The following is a 17373-nucleotide window of genomic DNA, read 5'->3' as shown; positions in this document are numbered from 1 at the left end:
AAAAAAGTAGGATTTTCGGCAAAAAAAAAGACCTATAAAATAGGTCATTTTTCTTACACTTATTCTTCGTCCTCTTGTTCTTCAAGGAAGGTATTGAGCATTTCTTCAATCATATCCCATTCTTCATCGGTTTCGATTGGCATTAATTCGCCGTCTTCTCCGTCCTCAGTCGGGATAAAGGCAGAAGCATGGATTTCGATATCATCTGCATCATCTTCCTCCGCACCTAATGGGTAATAAAGAACATATGATTTACCGAATTCTTCTGAATCGAAGGTAAATAATACTTCACATAATTGTTCATTTCCATTCTCATCTACTACTGTAATATTGTTTTCGCCGTGATCCATTTTTTCACCTCATTAATTTTTGCTATTTAGATAGCCTTGTAAAATCATCACTGCAGCCATTTTATCAATTACTTTCTTCCGTTTCTTCCGGCTTACATCTGCTTCAAGAAGCACGCGCTCGGCGGCCATGGTGGAAAGACGCTCGTCCCACAAAACGGTCGGAACATCAAAGCGTCTTTCAAGCTCGGCTGCAAAATTTTGACTTGCTTCTCCGCGCGGACCAATTGTGCCGTTCATATTTTTGGGGAGTCCGATGACAACCTGGCTGACTTGATTCTCTTTTATTATTTGACCAATTTCATCAAAACCAAACTCGTTCTTTTCTTCATTGATTTTGAGCGTTTTTAAACCCTGTGCAGTCCAGCCAAGTTCGTCACTTAAGGCCACCCCGACAGTTTTTGAGCCTACATCCAATCCCATGATGCGCATTCATTAAACCTCACGCTGTTGTTTTAAATATGATTTAACCAATTCCTCAATAATTTCGTCCCGTTCAAGCTTGCGAATAATGTTGCGGGCATCCCGATGCCTTGGAATATACGCAGGATCACCGGATAAAAGGTAGCCGACAATTTGATTAATTGGATTGTACCCCTTTTCCTGTAAGGCTTCGTATACTTGGAAAAGAACATCGTTTACATCGTGTTCAAAAGGCTCTTCAGGAAAACTGAACCTCATCGTTTTGTCAAATGAGCTCATTTTATTGCACCTCGCATTCGTGATAAGGAGAAAATTGTCTAATCTAGCTCCAGTGTCTCGATAAGTCGCTGGAGCTTTTTAGTTCAGTTACCTACATTTTACACTACTTTGTCCCATTATCAAATGGATTTTACCCATTCTTCGACGAATTGCAGGGCAGAATCAAGTTTTTCAGGATCCTTACCGCCTGCCTGAGCCATATCAGGGCGACCGCCGCCACCGCCGCCGCATCGTGTTGCCACTTCTTTTATCAGTTTTCCAGCATGATAGCCCTTTTCATTTAAATCCTTTGTAACAGCAGAAATTAAATTCACTTTTCCTTCATGAACACTTCCTAAAAGAATAACAGCAGATCCAAGTTTTTGTTTCAGATCATCAGCCATATTCCTTAAGTTATTCATATCAGCTGCCTGAACCTTTGCTGACAATACGTTGACACCATCAATTTCCTTTGCTCTGGAAACAAGATTTCCTGCTTCAATGTTTCCAAGCTTTGCAGCCAATGATTCATTTTCACGATGCAGCTGCTTAATTTCAGCAGAAAGACCCTCAATACGCGATACGATATCCTTAGGATTGGTTTTTAATTTTTCAGCTGCTTCTTTTAACAATCCAACCTGTTCATTTAAAAGCAGATATGCCGCTTCACCAGTAACCGCTTCAATTCTTCTTGTCCCGGCACCAATACCGCCTTCTGAGACTATTTTAAATAAACCAATAACGGAAGTATTCGGAACATGGCAGCCACCGCAAAGTTCAAGGCTGTAATCACCAACTTTTACCACACGGACAATATCACCGTATTTTTCGCCAAATAGGGCCATCGCACCCATTGCCTTTGCTTCAGCGATTGGTTTTAAATTGATATCTACCTCCATGTTTCGCCAAATCTTTTCATTCACAATTTGCTCAACCTGCTCAAGTTCTTCCGGGTTTACCTGACCAAAATGAGAAAAGTCAAAACGAAGCCGATCAGGTTCAACTAATGATCCTGCCTGGTTAACATGGGTTCCAAGTACATCCTTTAATGCTTGATGAAGCAAATGGGTAGCCGTATGGTTCTTTGTAATTTTCACACGGTTTACTTGGTCAACCACAGCTGTAACCGTTTGACCTGTTTTTAGGGTTCCCGCTTCAACCACAGCCTTATGAAGATTTTGGCCATTTGGAGCCTTATGAACATCTTTAATTTTTACAGAAACACCATCAGCCTGAAGTACACCATGGTCTGCGATTTGTCCACCGCTTTCTGCATAGAACGGAGTAGCATCTAGGATAAACTGGATTTCTTCTCCAATTGCTGCTTCCTGGGCTAATTCACCATCTTTAATAATCGCAACAACCTTAGCATTTGTTTGAAGATTTCCATAGCCAATAAATTGGCTTTCAACTTTCAGGTTTCCAAGAACAGTGCCTTGAACCTGCATGGAATCAACATCTTGACGAGCGGCACGGGCACGTTCGCGCTGTTGTTCCATTTCCTCTTCAAACCCGTCATGATCAATTTTCATCCCGTCTTCTAAAGCATATTCCTCCGTTAATTCAACAGGGAATCCGTATGTGTCATACAGTCGGAAAACATCTGCGCCAGTAATCGTGTCGCTTCCCTTTTCTTTCTCTTTTTTAATGACATTTGATAAAATCGCTAAGCCTTCATGAAGTGTTTCATGGAAACGCTCTTCCTCATTTTTAATTACCTTTTGAATAAACTCTGATTTTTCCTTTACTTGAGGATAGAAGTCATGCATCACTTCCCCTACAACAGAAACAAGTTCATACATAAACGGACGGTTAATATTGATTTGTTTTGCATAACGGACCGCGCGGCGAAGCAAGCGGCGCAATACATAACCGCGACCTTCATTAGAAGGCAATGCACCATCACCAACAGCAAATGCAACTGTCCGAATATGATCGGCAATTACCTTAAAGGCAACATCTTTTTCCTTGTCTGCACCATATTTTTCGCCTGAAATTTCTTCTGTTGCACGAATAATTGGCATAAATAAATCCGTATCAAAGTTTGTTGGAACATTTTGAACGACAGACGCCATTCTTTCTAAGCCCATGCCGGTATCAATATTTTTCTTAGGCAGCGGGGTGTAGGTTCCATCTGGATTATGGTTAAATTGCGAAAATACTAGGTTCCATACTTCAAGATATCGATCGTTTTCTCCTCCAGGATAAAGCTCTGGATCTGCCGGGTCATCACCATATTCCGGACCGCGGTCATAGAAAATCTCTGAGTTTGGACCGCTTGGACCTTCCCCGATATCCCAGAAGTTGCCTTCAAGGCGGATAATACGTTCCTCAGGAATCCCAATCTTTTTGTTCCAAATTTCATATGCTTCTTCGTCTTCCGGATGGATGGTAACGGAAAGCAATTCTGGATCAAAATTAATCCATTTTTGATCGGTTAAAAACTCCCATGCCCAAATAATCGCTTCTTCTTTGAAATAATCACCGATGGAGAAATTCCCAAGCATTTCAAAGAATGTGTGGTGACGGGCTGTTTGACCAACATTTTCAATATCATTGGTACGGATTGATTTTTGAGCATTTGTAATCCTTGGATTTTCCGGAATGACCCGGCCGTCAAAATACTTCTTTAAGGTTGCAACCCCGCTGTTAATCCAAAGAAGCGATGGATCATCAATCGGTACAAGGGGTGCACTTGGTTCAACGGAATGACCTTTTTCTTTAAAAAAGTCTAAAAACATTTTGCGGATTTCAGAGCCTGTTAAATTTTTCATTTGTTTAGACCTCCTAATATATTTAAAAAAATACAAAAAAGCCCTCATCCCTAAAACAGGGACGAGGACTTGACTCGCGGTACCACCCTGATTATGAATACAAAAAGCTGTATTCATCTCTCAGCTGCCTTAACGCGGCAAAACGGCAGGGATTAGCTGCACTCTGGATTAGCTTTCTGTCATCCTTCATTTAGAGCTTCTTTCAGCCATGGAAGCTCCTCTCTTCACGCACTTTAGGCGTTACAAATGGTCTACAACATACTCGATCCTTCAACATGTTACATACATTTATTCATACTATATGACGAATTATAGCCACTCTAAAATTGTTTGTCAATTAGGACGGGGAATCCTTCGTATTTTTTTGGATAAAATGATTTTTTGCATGAATAGCTCCCACCTTTAAAACAACAAGTACCGGGACAGCCAAAATGAGCCCAATAACACCGCCAATTTCTCCACCGGCCGTAATGGCGAGCATAATAAGAAGCGGATGCATATGAAGACTTCTTCCGACAATATAAGGGGATAGAATATTCCCTTCAAGAAATTGTAGCACTAAAATAATTACGATTGTAACGATCACAAGCTTTACTGAAAGGGTAGCGGCAATAATAACTGCCGGAACTGCACCTAAAATAGGACCAAAATAAGGGATGACATCGGTAATCCCGACTATAAATCCTAATAGGAGCGGGTAACGCAAATGAAAAACCCAAAATAATAGTGATGCAGCACTACCGATAATGATACAAACAAGGAGCTGCCCCCTTATGTAACTCCCCAATGACTCGTCTACATCCCTTAAAAAGCGTTTTCCCTGTCTGCGCCATTTCCTTGGTGTTAAATACCACACCACTCGTTTAATTAAGGGGAAATCCTTTAACATATAGAATGCGATAAATGGAATAATCATCACGATTAAAGCAGAATTAAGAAAGTTTAAAAGAATTTCAACGATAATGGTAAGCAAAGAATTTAACTTTTCCTCAAAAGCATCAATTCCATCATTCATTTTTCCTTGAAGTCCATCCGGCCATTCCCGTGTATGAGATTGAAGAGTATGAATCCACTCGCGGTATTGCTCCGCTAAAAGTGGAGCACTGTCCGATAAATCTTTTAACTGATTGATAAAAGCTGGAATTCCCTTGTATAAAGCAAAGCCGAGACCTCCAAAGAATAGGCAGTAGATGAGGAATATCGCAAGGCCGCGGTGAAGCCCTTTTTCATGAAGCTTTTCAATAATCGGATGAAGCAGATAGGTAATAAAACCTGCTATTAGAAAGGGTAATAAAATATAAAATACAACCTTTACTATTGGCAGCCAGACAAAACGAATTTTAAAAAACAAATAAATCGCCACTAATAAAAGGAGCAAGAACCCAATTCGGTAATACCATTTCATACGAATATCCAACCTACTCACCCCTTTTTGGTTAGTGTTGGAGGGGGAGGTAGGAATTATGCATTAAAAACCCCCTCTAATGGAGGGGGCTTCGGTTTAAAAAATCGCTCGTTTAACTTTCCTCTGCATTTTTTTCATATTGCGGGCTGACATAACATTGTTTCGCTGTGCCAAGTTGTAAGCTGCCATTCCCGCCCCAAAAGCTACGACAGTCGTCATCATTTTATTCACACGTATCACCTCTTCTTTAAGATAGGAATTCTAGGAACAGGTGCTAGGTAATTAAAATTAAATGGTGTAACGACGCTCTTCTTCTTCAAACAAATCATCTAAGGAACTAAGAGTCCCATCTTCCTCGACTTGATGGGTATTAATAATGCCTTTAGAAAGGGACAATTCAATAAAACAATTCCAGCAATAATATTGGTTAATACCAATTTTTCCGATATCCTTACTCTGGCAATTGGGACACTTTAACATGAAAAAGACACCTCACGTTTGGTTAACATCTACGATGATGGCATCTCTTCCAATCGCCGGGGGCTTTTCGGATTGAATAACCTGTTTCCCTTCAGTGATTTCTGAAAAGAAGCCATCCGTAATTTCATACCCTACGATTGTGCCCAATTCTTCCAGAAAATATACATCCTTTAATAAGCCGATTGAATCTCCGCTCTTTGATACAATCATGTGCCCATTTAAGGGATGTTGATGCGAAAAAGTATATTCCGGAGGTGTTTTAAGCTTTTCTAAATGATCAGCATCTTCAATCATGATCCCATCCGCCCCAAAGGAAGCGATGTTCTGAATGTCCAAAAAAACGGTTTGTTTGAAAACGCCTTTTTTGACCAATAACCCTTTTACGACTCCATTGCTGGTGATAAACAAATCACTTACTTCACCGATTTTCGTCCCTGATTTGATGTCAAACACCGGTTGATTTTTTAATAAAGAAAATGTCCGCAAAAAGTGTCCCACCTTTCCGAACATTTATAGTTTCAGTTATTAACCATAAAATCATAAGGTGTAAGGTTTTCCATTCCAATCATTGGATCAACCTTCATTAAGATTTCCTCTAATGTCAGCCCATCGGGAATTTGTGTTTCCGAATTTGTTTCGATTCCATTGGCAGGGATGGATTCCTGCAGCTTATGGCAAAGGGTCGTTAGTCTGCTTAACTCATCCGCTCTTTCGACGCCCATCCTTAAGGCATCTTCTTCACCGCAGAGAATTAATGATTGTTTACTACGGGTAATGGCTGTATAAATTAAATTCCGCCGCAGCATTCGGTAGTAGCTTCTGGTGATCGGAAGAATGACAATCGGAAATTCGCTTCCCTGCGACTTATGGACAGAACAGCAATAAGCATGGGTAATTTGCGTCAAATCCTGCTTTGTATATTCTACCTCATGACCCTCATAGGAAATGTAAATCATATCTTGTTTTTCCGTATTTTCTTTTGCATAAATAATCGAAATAATTTCGCCAATATCACCGTTAAAAACATTATTTTCCGGCTGATTGACCAACTGAAGCACTTTGTCGCCGATTCGGTATTTTACATCACCGAACGTAATTTCTTTACGCGAACCATCCGGATTAGGATTAAAAATTTCCTGTAGTAAAACATTTAAGCGGTCAATTCCTGCGGGTCCACGGTACATCGGTGCCAACACCTGGATATCCTTTGCCGAATATCCTTTGTTTTTTGCATTTAATGCGACTTTTTCCACTACCTGCGCAACCTGTGTGGTTGAACAGCGGATAAAGGAGCGATCAGCTTGTTTGACTGTTACATTAGCCGGTATAAACCCCTTTTTAATATCATGGGCAAGTTCAATGATCGAAGACCCTTCTGCCTGACGATAGATATCGATTAATCTAACCGTCGGAATTCTTTCTGAGTTCAACAGATCTTTTAATACCTGCCCTGGTCCGACAGATGGTAATTGATCTTCATCACCGACTAAAATGACTTGTATATGCTCCGGAAGCGCCTTAAACAACTGATTGGCCAGCCAAATATCGAGCATGGACGTTTCATCTACGATTATAATTTTTCCTTCAAGCGGTGTTGTTTCATCACGGTCAAAACCTTCTGTTCCATTAAAACCAAGTAAACGGTGAATTGTAACAGCAGGAAGACCTGTCGACTCACTCATCCTTTTCGCTGCTCTGCCCGTTGGTGCGGCAAGTAAAAAAGGAAAGGGCTCATCTTTCTTTTGATAATCCTTTGGCTCTAGGGAGCAGCCATGAAGTTCGGCATAAAGCTCGACAATCCCTTTGATGACGGTCGTCTTACCAGTGCCGGGACCGCCTGTTAAAATAAGCATTGGGGACATTAAGGCCGTTTGGATCGCTTCTTTTTGCGAGGGGGCATATTCCACGCCGAGTCTTTCTTCAAGGTTTCCAAGTGCAAGTAAAAACTCGGATTCAGGAAATTGTTCTTTGTACTCGGATTGCTCTAAAATTCGATGAATATTAGTCACAAGTCCCTTTTCAGCAAAATATAAGGAGGGGAGGTAAACACGCTGCTCTTCGCCAATTATTTTCCCCTCTTCCTCAAGCTTAATAACTTCATTCGAGATATCCAAAAATTCAATTTGATCTCGTTTGTTTTCTTCGAGAAGGTTTTTTACTTTTTCTAATAAGTCTTTTGCAGGTATGTAAACATGACCTGTCTGCATGCTTTCATTTTCAAGCGTGTAAAGACAAGCTGCTTTGATTCGGTCTGGGTGATTTCCGGAGATGCCAAGCTGATACCCTAGCTCGTCTGCCCGGCCAAAGCCGATTCCTTCGATATCTTCAACCAATTTATAAGGATTTTTTTGAATAATCCCAAGGGTTTCTTCCTTATAAGCTTGATAAATTCTCATCGAAAGCTGCGGACCAAAGCCATATTGATTTAAGGCGACCATGACTTGTTCAAGTCCCTGATGTTCCATTAACGTATCATAAAGCATTTTCGCCTTCTCAGGAGGCAGCTTTGGAATAGAATCGAGCAATGACGGCTGATTAAGAATTTTTGAAATTGCATTTTCTCCTAATACTTTAACAATATTCTCCGCCGTCTTTTTGCCAATCCCTTTAAACATTTCACTTGATAAATAAGTAATAACACCTTGTTCGGTTTGAGGAATATCTTTTCGGAAATGATTGGTGTGAAATTGAAGACCAAATTTCGGATGCTCCTTAAATTCACCGTAAAAAATATACGTTTCCTGTTCGTGAATTTTCGGAAAATAACCAGTTACCACTGCTTCTTTGTCCTCATATTGGTCATTAGTTTCTTCCACACGAATTCTCAGGACAGTGTATAGATTTTGCTCATTATGAAAAATCGTTACAAGATGCTTCCCCTTAACGAACTTTCCTTGTTCGGCAAATAAATCAAGTGAGTCCTGCTTTTCCATTACACTCCCTCCTTCCATGGACTCGAGACATAAGGGTTAATAATTATTTTTCATTCTCAATTAGTTTTTTTCCGTAACCGGCAAGCAAATGATCCGGCTGAATTTCAAGTGCTTTATCGAACATTTCTGCTGCTTTTTCTGGATTTTCTTTAAAGCCATAGGCAACACCTAAATTATAACAGGCATCTGCATGCTGGGAATCAAGCTCTAAACATTTTTCCAATTGGACGATTGACTCATCAATGAATTGTAATTGAGCGAGACATAATCCATATTGAAAGCGTGCCTCAGCATCTTCTTCATTTAATTCCACACTTCTTTGTAAATAAGGCAGGGCAAATTTCCCTTGATCGAGCTGAATAAGGGTGATACCGAGCATAAAAAAGTTATCACTGGATTCAAGCCCTTTTTTCAATGCCATTTCAAACATTTTTTTCGCCTGCTCAAAATTTTCCTTACTAAAATAGAGGTTTCCCGCACTATAATAAGCTGCTGCAGCATTCTCATCAAGCTCAATCGCCTTCTCATAAAACTTCAAAGCCTTCTCATCATCCCCAACAGCAGAAAGCACATTTCCAAAATTAATATAAGCAACCGGATCCTGCGGACTTTCAGAAATCGCCTCATTAAAAGCCTTCGCCGCTTCCTCCCAATTACCCTCTTGCATATATTGAACACCCAATTGGTTCTTATCCAAACTAGTCAACTCCATTCTATTGAGAGTATACCATATTTTTTTCTTTGGTTAGTTCATTCGACAAATTTCGGGCGGTGACAGGCACCACCCGAAATTTGTCGAAAAAATCCCTGATTCCGAAAAGGGAATCAGGGATTTTGATTAGCCGACGTAGGTCATGCGCTCGTTATTTTTGTAGACTTCGTCGATGGTTCCGCCGCCGAGGCATTCGTCGCCGTTGTAGAAGACGACGGCTTGTCCTGGGGTTACGGCGCGGATTGGCTCATGAAAGACTACTTTTGCCTTGTTGTCTTCGAGAAGCTGGACGGTTACTTTATGGTCTTCCTGCCTATAGCGGAATTTTGCAGTGCATTCAAATTCAGCAGGTTTTTCTTGATTGGAAACCCAGCTAACGGCATCCGCAATAATGGAATCGGAATAAAGCATTTCATTATGAAAGCCTTGTCCAACATAAAGGACATTACGTTTTAGGTCCTTTCCAATCGCAAACCATGGGTCACCGGCACCACCAATTCCGAGTCCGTGGCGTTGACCGATGGTGTGATACATAAGGCCCTCATGCCTTCCCATAACTTTTCCGTCAAAGGTTTCCATATTCCCCGGCTGGGCAGGCAGGTATTGACCTAGGAATTCTTTAAAGTTCCTTTCCCCAATAAAGCAAATACCCGTACTATCCTTTTTCGTTGCAGTCGCAAGATTAGCTTCCTTAGCAATTTCCCTTACCCTCGATTTCTCAAGATTACCAATCGGGAACATGACTTTGCTAAGCTGATCCTGGGTCAATTGGTTTAGGAAGTAGGTTTGGTCCTTGTTTTCGTCAAGACCACGGAGCATTTTATATTCTCCATCCCGGTACTCAACCTGTGCATAATGGCCTGTTGCCAGATAATCAGCACCAAGGTTCACCGCATGCTCAAGAAAAGCCTTAAACTTTATTTCTTTATTGCACATGACATCCGGATTCGGGGTTCGGCCGGCCTTATATTCTTCTAAAAAGTAGGTAAATACCTTATCCCAATATTGTTTTTCAAAATTAACGGCATAATATGGAATACCAATCTGGTTACAAACACGGATTACATCATCATAATCCTCTGTTGCCGTACAAACGCCAAACTCATCTGTATCATCCCAGTTTTTCATAAAAATCCCGATAACATCATAACCTTGCTGTTTTAGAAGTAAAGCTGCAACCGAAGAATCGACTCCACCGGACATGCCCACCACCACTCGTATATCTTTTGGCTCTCTAGTCTCCATCTTTTTTCACCTCTCTATCTCATATAAGTTTTTCTTGCATCTATTTTTTTAAGCGCATTACAATTCTTGCTGTTTCTTCAGCCGTTCTCACTATTTGCTCTGTGGTTGTATCATAACCAAAGCTAAAGCGAATCGAATTGATTAACCGCTCAGATCCTTTTCCAAACATAGCAACCAGCACATGGGATGGCTCAATGGATCCCGCCGTACATGCTGAACCGCTAGAGACCGCTATTCCCGCCAAATCGAGATTCACAAGCATTTGCTCGACATTTGTCCCTGGAAAGCTTAAGTTTAATACATGTGGAAGCGAATGTTCAAGTGTTCCGTTTAGGGCAAAATTGATTCTGTGCTCTCGGAGTTTTTGAACAAACGTCTCCTTAAACCCCATGTACTTATTCCTTTTTTCAGACAGTTCTTCCGCCGAAATTAACACAGCTTCGTGAAAACCTACAATTGAGGCAACATTTTCGGTACCGGCACGTCTTTTTCGCTCTTGCTCACCGCCAAATTGACGCGGAGCTAGTTTAACATTTTCGCGAGCATATAAAAAGCCGATACCTTTCGGGCCATTGATTTTATGAGCTGTAACGGATAACAAGTCAATATTACATTCGTTAACATCTATTTTTTCAACACCGTAGGCTTGTACCGCATCGGTATGAAATTTTGCTTGATGATCTTTCAGGAGCTCCCCAATTTCAGCAATTGGCTGAAGTGTCCCTACCTCATTGTTCCCGTACATGATTGAGACGAGAATAGTATCTTCTCTTAATGCATTTTTTAATTCGGCCACAGACACCCTTCCAGTTTCATCTACAGGCAAATAGGTAACCTCATAACCCATTTTTTCTAATTTATGACCGGCGTGAAGGACTGCATGGTGCTCAATTTGTGTGGTTATAATATGTTTCCCATTCGCTTGATAACTTTCAGTAACGCCAAATAGGGCCATATTATCCGCTTCGGTTCCACCGCTTGTAAAAATAATCTCTACCTCTTTTGCACCGATACTTTTTGCCAAGCTTTCGCGTGCGAGATCGATTCTGTGCCGAGCTTCTCTTCCAAAAGAATGGATACTTGAAGGATTCCCGAAGGTTTCATTCATGGCTGCAAGCATTTTCTCCATAACTCTTGGATGCATCGGTGTTGTAGCGGCATGGTCGAGATAGATTCGTTCCATAATTCCACCTTCATTCAAATGAAATCTATACAATTACCTTTGACATTAAATATAAAACATATAAGCTTCTGACTCACCATCATCGCTATGGCTCGCTAAATCTTCCAATGTTGTATTATCCAATACATCCTTAATCGCATCGCGAATACGAATCCAAAGCTCACGTTTTGCCGGTTCTTCATCCTCGATACCCTCTACCGGTGTAATCGGTCCTTCAAGAACACGAATCACATCACCGGAAGTGATTTTTGAAGGTTCATCAGCAAGAATGTAACCGCCATATGCTCCACGAATACTTTTTACCAATCCGGCATTGCGAAGCGGTGAAATTAATTGTTCAAGGTAATGTTCCGATAAGTCATTTGCTTGGGCAATTGTTTTTAGTGAAATCGGACCTTCACCGTATTTTTTTGCCAGTTCAATCATAATGGTCAGACCATATCTGCCCTTTGTCGATATTTTCATTTAAAGGCACCTCATTTCAACTTTTTCTATTTTAAAATTATTTTTTATAATGTCAACAGGAATCAAATCCTTAGTAACTTGATAGGCATTTATTTATTATACCATATTGTTCTTTAATATGCTTTTTGAAGAAAAAATGATATCGTAATAAGAAAAGCAGTATTCAGTTGGAGAGATGATTATGCAGCAAAAGCCTCTAGCATTTCGGATGCGTCCCAGAACCATTGAAGAGGTTGTCGGACAGCAGCATCTTGTTGCCGATGGAAAAATTATTGCCAGAATGGTAAAAGCTAAACAGCTGACGTCGATGATTCTATATGGACCGCCTGGAATTGGCAAAACCTCGATTGCAAGTGCAATTGCCGGAAGTACTAAATATGCTTTCCGCACCCTAAATGCCGTAACCAATAATAAAAAAGACATGGAGATTGTCGTAGCCGAAGCAAAAATGTCCGGAAAGGTAATTCTTCTGTTGGATGAGGTCCATCGCCTCGATAAAGCGAAACAGGATTATTTGCTCCCTTATTTGGAAAATGGATTAATTACTTTAATAGGTGCAACGACGAGCAATCCATACCATGCGATTAATCCGGCAATCCGCAGCCGATGCCAAATTTTCGAGTTAAAGCCGCCCGAGACGGAAGAAGTAAAAATAGCATTAACCAGAGCTTTAGAAGACACGGAAAGAGGCTTTGGAAACATAAAGGTTGTCCTGACAGATGAAGCTCTAAATCATTTTGCAGTCGGATCAAACGGTGATGTTAGAAGTTCCTTAAATGCCCTGGAATTAGCTGTACTTTCGAGCGACAAGGACGATGAGGGCGTCATTCATATCGACTTAGCAACAGCAGAAGAATGCTTACAAAAGAAGAGCTTTGCCGCAGATAAAGACGGAGATGGCCATTATGATGTTCTTTCCGCCTTCCAAAAATCAATTCGTGGCAGTGATGTAGACGCTGCACTTCATTATCTTGGCAGGTTAATTGAAGCAGGTGACCTAATCAGCATAAGCAGACGCTTGCTTGTCATCGCCTATGAAGATGTTGGTCTTGCCAGTCCACAGGCAGGGGCACGGACCCTGGCTGCGATTGAAACAGCAGAACGAATCGGTTTCCCGGAAGCAAGAATCCCTCTTGCAAACGCAGTGATTGAATTATGTTTATCACCGAAATCCAATTCAGCTGTGCTGGCGATTCATGCCGCGCTGGAGGATATTCAAAAAGGCAATGTTGGAGAAGTTCCTGACCATTTGCGCGACGCCCACTATAAAGGAGCTAAAGAGCTGGGCAGGGGAATTGACTATAAATACCCGCACGACTATGAAAATGGCTGGGTCCCGCAGCAATATTTACCGAATCGCTTAAAAAATAAACAATACTATGTACCGAAAAAGACTGGAAAGTTTGAACAAGCACTGGCCACGGTCTATGCAAAACTAACAGGCAGAAAAAAATAGCCGTCGCGCTACGCGGAGGCTATTTTTTTCTGCCGATATCAACACTTTTTGGGTGGATATCGACAATTTTTGTTGTTATATCAACACTTTTTAGCGGATATCAACAATTTTACGCCGCCACATCTCTCTTTTTAAAAGTAAAGAAGGCCAGAAATTGGAAAACAACGAAATAAACAATCAGCATGATGATGGAAAATGATAAGGTCATTCCCTCTACCATCGGAGAACCTTCAAAATATTGCATGAGATCCGTATTAGCAAACAAGATATATTTAGCCCACTCAAATTTCAATGCTAATAATTGAGTTAAGTTTCCTCCGGAAAACATTAAAAAGATGGAGATACCAATGGCAAGTGAACTGTTTCGAAACACAGACGAAATCATAAACGCCATGGTTGTCAGCATAATCATTCCAATCGAGCTTAAACCATAATAACTCATTAAATGAACCACCATATTCTGCTCAGTCACCGTACCATTATTGTAATTCAAATACGGCACAGCCTGGTCAGGCATCCCAAATAAAATCGCGCCAATGACAGTTGAATATACAAAAAGCACGGCCAGCAGGAATAATGCAAAAAGTAAAACTGTTAAATATTTAGATAGTAAAATTTTCGTTCGATTAATCGGCCGGATTAACAACAACTTAATCGTGCCCCAATTAAATTCACTTGCAACAATCCCGGCGGAAACAATAATCGTAAACAGCCCTGCTAATGAAATTAATTGCGAAGCATCCTTCACAAAGGTCCAAACATCATAGCTTTCCTGTGGAGCAATATGATGCTCAATCCGGTAATCATTGATGGCAATCTCTCTTTTAAGGAATTGTTTTTCGATTTTTGATCCGCTTCGGTCATACTGCTTCTTTAAAGCATCATTCTCCTGCTTCAGGTTTTGCTCCCATTTTGGGTCAACGCCTGCTTTATTTCCTGACTCCTGATATTTAAAAAAGCCGGCCACAATCGACGCTGCGACAAGTAAGATCGCAATCATGACAAACGTTCCTGGGCGCTTAAAAATTTTCATCCATTCATTTTGAATTAAATTCATCATATTCTAGCTTCCTCCTTTTCACCAGTAACCTCAAGGAAGCGGTCCTCTAATGTTTTTGCCACTTCTTTAACCCCAAAGACCTGAACGTCACCTTCCACCAGTAACTTTATTAAATTCGGAATTTCTTCTTTGGCCAGCTCCAAATTTATGCCATTTCTCGAATGGGACACTCTAACGTCTGAATAATGGTTTTGGATGAGGGTGCGTGCTTTTTCACTCGGAATTACTTCAAGTTCATATGTGACTTCATTTCCTTGCACAAATTCTTGGACAAGCTGTACATCTATTAAACGGCCGTTTTGAATAATTCCAATGCGGTCGCACATCATTTCCATTTCTGAAAGCAAATGACTTGATACAATGACAGCCATATTTTTTTCCCTTGCAAGGAGGCGTAAATAGTCGCGGATTTCCCGGATTCCAGCCGGGTCCAAACCGTTGGTGGGTTCATCGAGGATGAGTACCTCTGGATCATGTAAAAGACATTGCGCCAAACCTAATCTTTGCCGCATTCCCAGTGAGTACGTTTTTACCTTGTCGTGGATTCTGTCTGTTAACCCGACCAGTTTGACCACTTCATCAATTTTCTCTTTCGTTATTCCTTTTGACATTCTTGCATAATGCACAAGGTTTTTATATCCGCTCAAGAATTTATACATTTCCGGATTTTCAACAATGGCACCAATATGGCGGACAGCATCCTCAAAATTACTTTTAATACTGGCTCCGCCAATGGTAATATCACCCGAAGTGATGCCCATTAAGCCCACAATCATCCGGATGGTCGTAGTTTTCCCGGCCCCGTTTGGCCCTAAAAAGCCAAAAACCTCCCCTTTGTTTACCTGGAAACTAATTTGATCTATGATCTTTCTCCCTTTGATTATTTTCGTCACATCTTTTAATTCTACAATCGATTCCAACTCATCTTCTCCTCTCTATATCTCTCCTTAAAAAACGCCACCTTACCAGTTTAACGTAGATTTGGTAATTTTTCCTGTTTTTGACGCCCTACATTCCATTTTTATTATATAGTGGTCTCATTCCCGATTAAAACGGCTCGAGAATGAGTTTACTCTAAGACCTGCGACGTACGAAAAGATTTACGGTACTGTGTGGAAATGGAGACCTTGGTGAATATAATAGGGTAAGATGGATGGAAAACTCAAGCGGTTTTGGAGGTGAAGTGAATGAAACTATCAAACTTGTTCATGCTGTGTATCATTGTGATTTTAGGGGTGATTGCCTATAGTTTAGGTGTCAGAGTCCATGTGGATGTTAAACAGAAACCCAGTGTAACCGAACATGAAACAAGCAAACCTCCAAAAAGTGTTCCATCGAAGCCTTCAGGTGAAACAACAACACCCCCGGCCGATCCAAATAAGCCTTCTACCGGGACCAAGAAGCCTCCTAAGGAGGATGATCCAAAGGTCTATCAAAACAATTCCTTTAGAAACGTAGTCTTATCTGAAAAAGACGGTAAAATCATGGTAAAAGGGCAGGCAAGAGTATTTGAAGGTGTCTTTCAATATGCGGTAACTTCCGGTAATAAAACAATTCTTCAAAATCATTATCAAACTGAAGGGGCTCCAGCGTGGGGGAATTTTGAGATTTCTGTTGATCAATCACTTGTTGAAAAAACAGGGGCAACTTTCGAACTATTTGTTTATTCAGCGAAAGACGGATCAAAAACGGAGATTTTAACCATACCATTAAAATAAAAACCCAAAGGCCCTGAACAAAGTTCAGGGCCTAAAACTTATTTCTCGTCTGACACGCGTTGAATTTTGATATCTTTTAATAATTCTCTTACCACATAACTTGCCATGATTAAACCGCAGGCAGACGGAACAAAGGCATTGGAAGCTGGCGGCATCTTAGCCTTACGAATCTCCGCTTTGTCATTCCCGACAATCTGGCGGATATCCTCACGAATCACGATCGGACTCTCATCGGAAAAAACAACCGGAATCCCCTTGCGAATTCCTTCCTTACGGAGTTTAGTCCGGATCACCTTTGCAATTGGATCTGTATGGGTTTTAGAAATATCAGCAATTTGAAAGCGGGTTGGATCCATTTTATTTGCTGCACCCATACTTGAAATGATTGGAATATTTCTCTTTAAACATTCCTTCGCTAAATGGATTTTATAAATAATCGTATCGGAGGCGTCTACAAAAAAATCGATATTATGGTTAAAAATTTCTTCATAGGTTTCTTCCGTATAGAACATTTTAAGTGAAATCACTTCACAATCCGGATTAATATCCTTAATCCTCTCCTCCATGATTTCCACCTTTGGTCTGCCAATTGTTGATAATAAAGCAATAAGCTGACGGTTGACATTGGTAATGTCTACATCGTCTTTGTCGATCAAAATAAGACGGCCGACACCCGAACGAGCAAGCGCCTCCGCGGCGAAAGAACCGACGCCCCCGATTCCTAAAACAGCAACCGTGCTGTTTTTCATGATATCCATTCCTTCTTTACCAACCGCCAGCTCATTACGAGAAAATTGATGCAGCATATATTTCACTCCAGTTATGTTAATTTCATTAGGTATCTTTTTCCCGAATAAAAATATATCATACCAACATTTAAAAACAAGTATTCAGATAAGATTTATTAAAAATAA

18 protein-coding genes are annotated in these 17373 nt (G+C 40.7%); 2 read left to right on the top strand and 16 right to left on the bottom strand.

Going from position 1 to position 17373, the window contains the following annotated elements:
• Positions 1-59 precede the first annotated feature (59 nt).
• From M028_RS0101640 to cymR, 13 genes are all read right to left on the bottom strand, one after another.
• Positions 60-350 (bottom strand): DUF1292 domain-containing protein, encoded by a 291-nt coding sequence (locus M028_RS0101640; protein WP_026572359.1) that lies wholly within the window; start codon positions 348-350, stop codon positions 60-62.
• Positions 351-362: 12 nt separating this feature from the next.
• Positions 363-779, bottom strand: a complete 417-nt coding sequence (gene ruvX / locus M028_RS0101635) for a Holliday junction resolvase RuvX (protein WP_026572358.1) — start codon at positions 777-779, stop codon at positions 363-365.
• Between the two features lie 3 nt (positions 780-782).
• Positions 783-1049, bottom strand: a complete 267-nt coding sequence (locus tag M028_RS0101630; RefSeq protein ID WP_026572357.1) for an IreB family regulatory phosphoprotein — start codon at positions 1047-1049, stop codon at positions 783-785.
• Between the two features lie 119 nt (positions 1050-1168).
• On the bottom strand, positions 1169-3802 hold the full coding sequence (gene alaS / locus M028_RS0101625; RefSeq protein ID WP_026572356.1) for an alanine--tRNA ligase: 2634 nt from the start codon (positions 3800-3802) through the stop codon (positions 1169-1171).
• A gap of 337 nt (positions 3803-4139) precedes the next feature.
• Positions 4140-5219: an AI-2E family transporter gene (locus M028_RS0101620; protein ID WP_026572355.1), complete on the bottom strand. Its 1080-nt coding sequence runs from the start codon at positions 5217-5219 to the stop codon at positions 4140-4142.
• A gap of 84 nt (positions 5220-5303) precedes the next feature.
• Complete coding sequence (locus M028_RS31790; protein ID WP_231510760.1) at positions 5304-5429, bottom strand: YrzQ family protein; 126 nt, start codon at positions 5427-5429, stop codon at positions 5304-5306.
• A 66-nt stretch (positions 5430-5495) separates the two neighbouring features.
• Complete coding sequence (locus M028_RS0101610; protein ID WP_026572354.1) at positions 5496-5687, bottom strand: hypothetical protein; 192 nt, start codon at positions 5685-5687, stop codon at positions 5496-5498.
• 12 nt (positions 5688-5699) lie between these two features.
• Positions 5700-6173: a PRC-barrel domain-containing protein gene (locus M028_RS0101605; RefSeq protein WP_026572353.1), complete on the bottom strand. Its 474-nt coding sequence runs from the start codon at positions 6171-6173 to the stop codon at positions 5700-5702.
• A gap of 32 nt (positions 6174-6205) precedes the next feature.
• Positions 6206-8620, bottom strand: a complete 2415-nt coding sequence (gene recD2 / locus M028_RS0101600) for an SF1B family DNA helicase RecD2 (protein WP_026572352.1) — start codon at positions 8618-8620, stop codon at positions 6206-6208.
• A gap of 43 nt (positions 8621-8663) precedes the next feature.
• Positions 8664-9317: a tetratricopeptide repeat protein gene (locus tag M028_RS0101595; RefSeq protein WP_026572351.1), complete on the bottom strand. Its 654-nt coding sequence runs from the start codon at positions 9315-9317 to the stop codon at positions 8664-8666.
• Between the two features lie 141 nt (positions 9318-9458).
• On the bottom strand, positions 9459-10577 hold the full coding sequence (gene mnmA / locus M028_RS0101590; protein ID WP_026572350.1) for a tRNA 2-thiouridine(34) synthase MnmA: 1119 nt from the start codon (positions 10575-10577) through the stop codon (positions 9459-9461).
• 40 nt (positions 10578-10617) lie between these two features.
• Positions 10618-11760: a cysteine desulfurase family protein gene (locus M028_RS0101585; protein WP_026572349.1), complete on the bottom strand. Its 1143-nt coding sequence runs from the start codon at positions 11758-11760 to the stop codon at positions 10618-10620.
• A gap of 45 nt (positions 11761-11805) precedes the next feature.
• On the bottom strand, positions 11806-12225 hold the full coding sequence (gene cymR / locus M028_RS0101580) for a cysteine metabolism transcriptional regulator CymR (RefSeq protein ID WP_026572348.1): 420 nt from the start codon (positions 12223-12225) through the stop codon (positions 11806-11808).
• A 181-nt stretch (positions 12226-12406) separates the two neighbouring features.
• On the opposite strand from cymR, the gene M028_RS0101575 reads away from it, so the two are divergent.
• A complete protein-coding gene (locus M028_RS0101575; RefSeq protein WP_026572347.1) occupies positions 12407-13681 on the top strand; it encodes a replication-associated recombination protein A in 1275 nt (424 codons plus the stop codon).
• Between the two features lie 109 nt (positions 13682-13790).
• Here the strand turns inward: M028_RS0101575 and M028_RS0101570 are convergent, their stop codons facing one another.
• Positions 13791-14741 (bottom strand): ABC transporter permease, encoded by a 951-nt coding sequence (locus M028_RS0101570; protein WP_026572346.1) that lies wholly within the window; start codon positions 14739-14741, stop codon positions 13791-13793.
• A complete protein-coding gene (locus tag M028_RS0101565; RefSeq protein WP_026572345.1) occupies positions 14738-15661 on the bottom strand; it encodes an ABC transporter ATP-binding protein in 924 nt (307 codons plus the stop codon). The genes M028_RS0101570 and M028_RS0101565 overlap by 4 nt, the downstream gene beginning before the upstream one ends.
• Positions 15662-15928: 267 nt before the next feature.
• Here M028_RS0101565 and M028_RS31370 point away from each other — a divergent pair, with 267 nt between their 5' ends.
• The gene (locus tag M028_RS31370) at positions 15929-16459 is read left to right on the top strand and encodes a Gmad2 immunoglobulin-like domain-containing protein (RefSeq protein ID WP_051590884.1); all 531 of its coding nucleotides are present in this window, start codon (positions 15929-15931) and stop codon (positions 16457-16459) included.
• Between the two features lie 38 nt (positions 16460-16497).
• Here M028_RS31370 and M028_RS0101555 read toward each other — a convergent pair whose 3' ends face one another.
• Positions 16498-17265 (bottom strand): tRNA threonylcarbamoyladenosine dehydratase, encoded by a 768-nt coding sequence (locus M028_RS0101555; protein WP_026572344.1) that lies wholly within the window; start codon positions 17263-17265, stop codon positions 16498-16500.
• Positions 17266-17373 lie beyond the last annotated feature (108 nt).

It is taken from the genome of Bacillus sp. UNC438CL73TsuS30 (genome assembly GCF_000482325.1).
In the GTDB taxonomy this organism is placed as follows: Bacteria; Bacillota; Bacilli; order Bacillales; family Cytobacillaceae; genus Neobacillus.
This window is presented reverse-complemented; position numbering and strand designations above follow the sequence as displayed.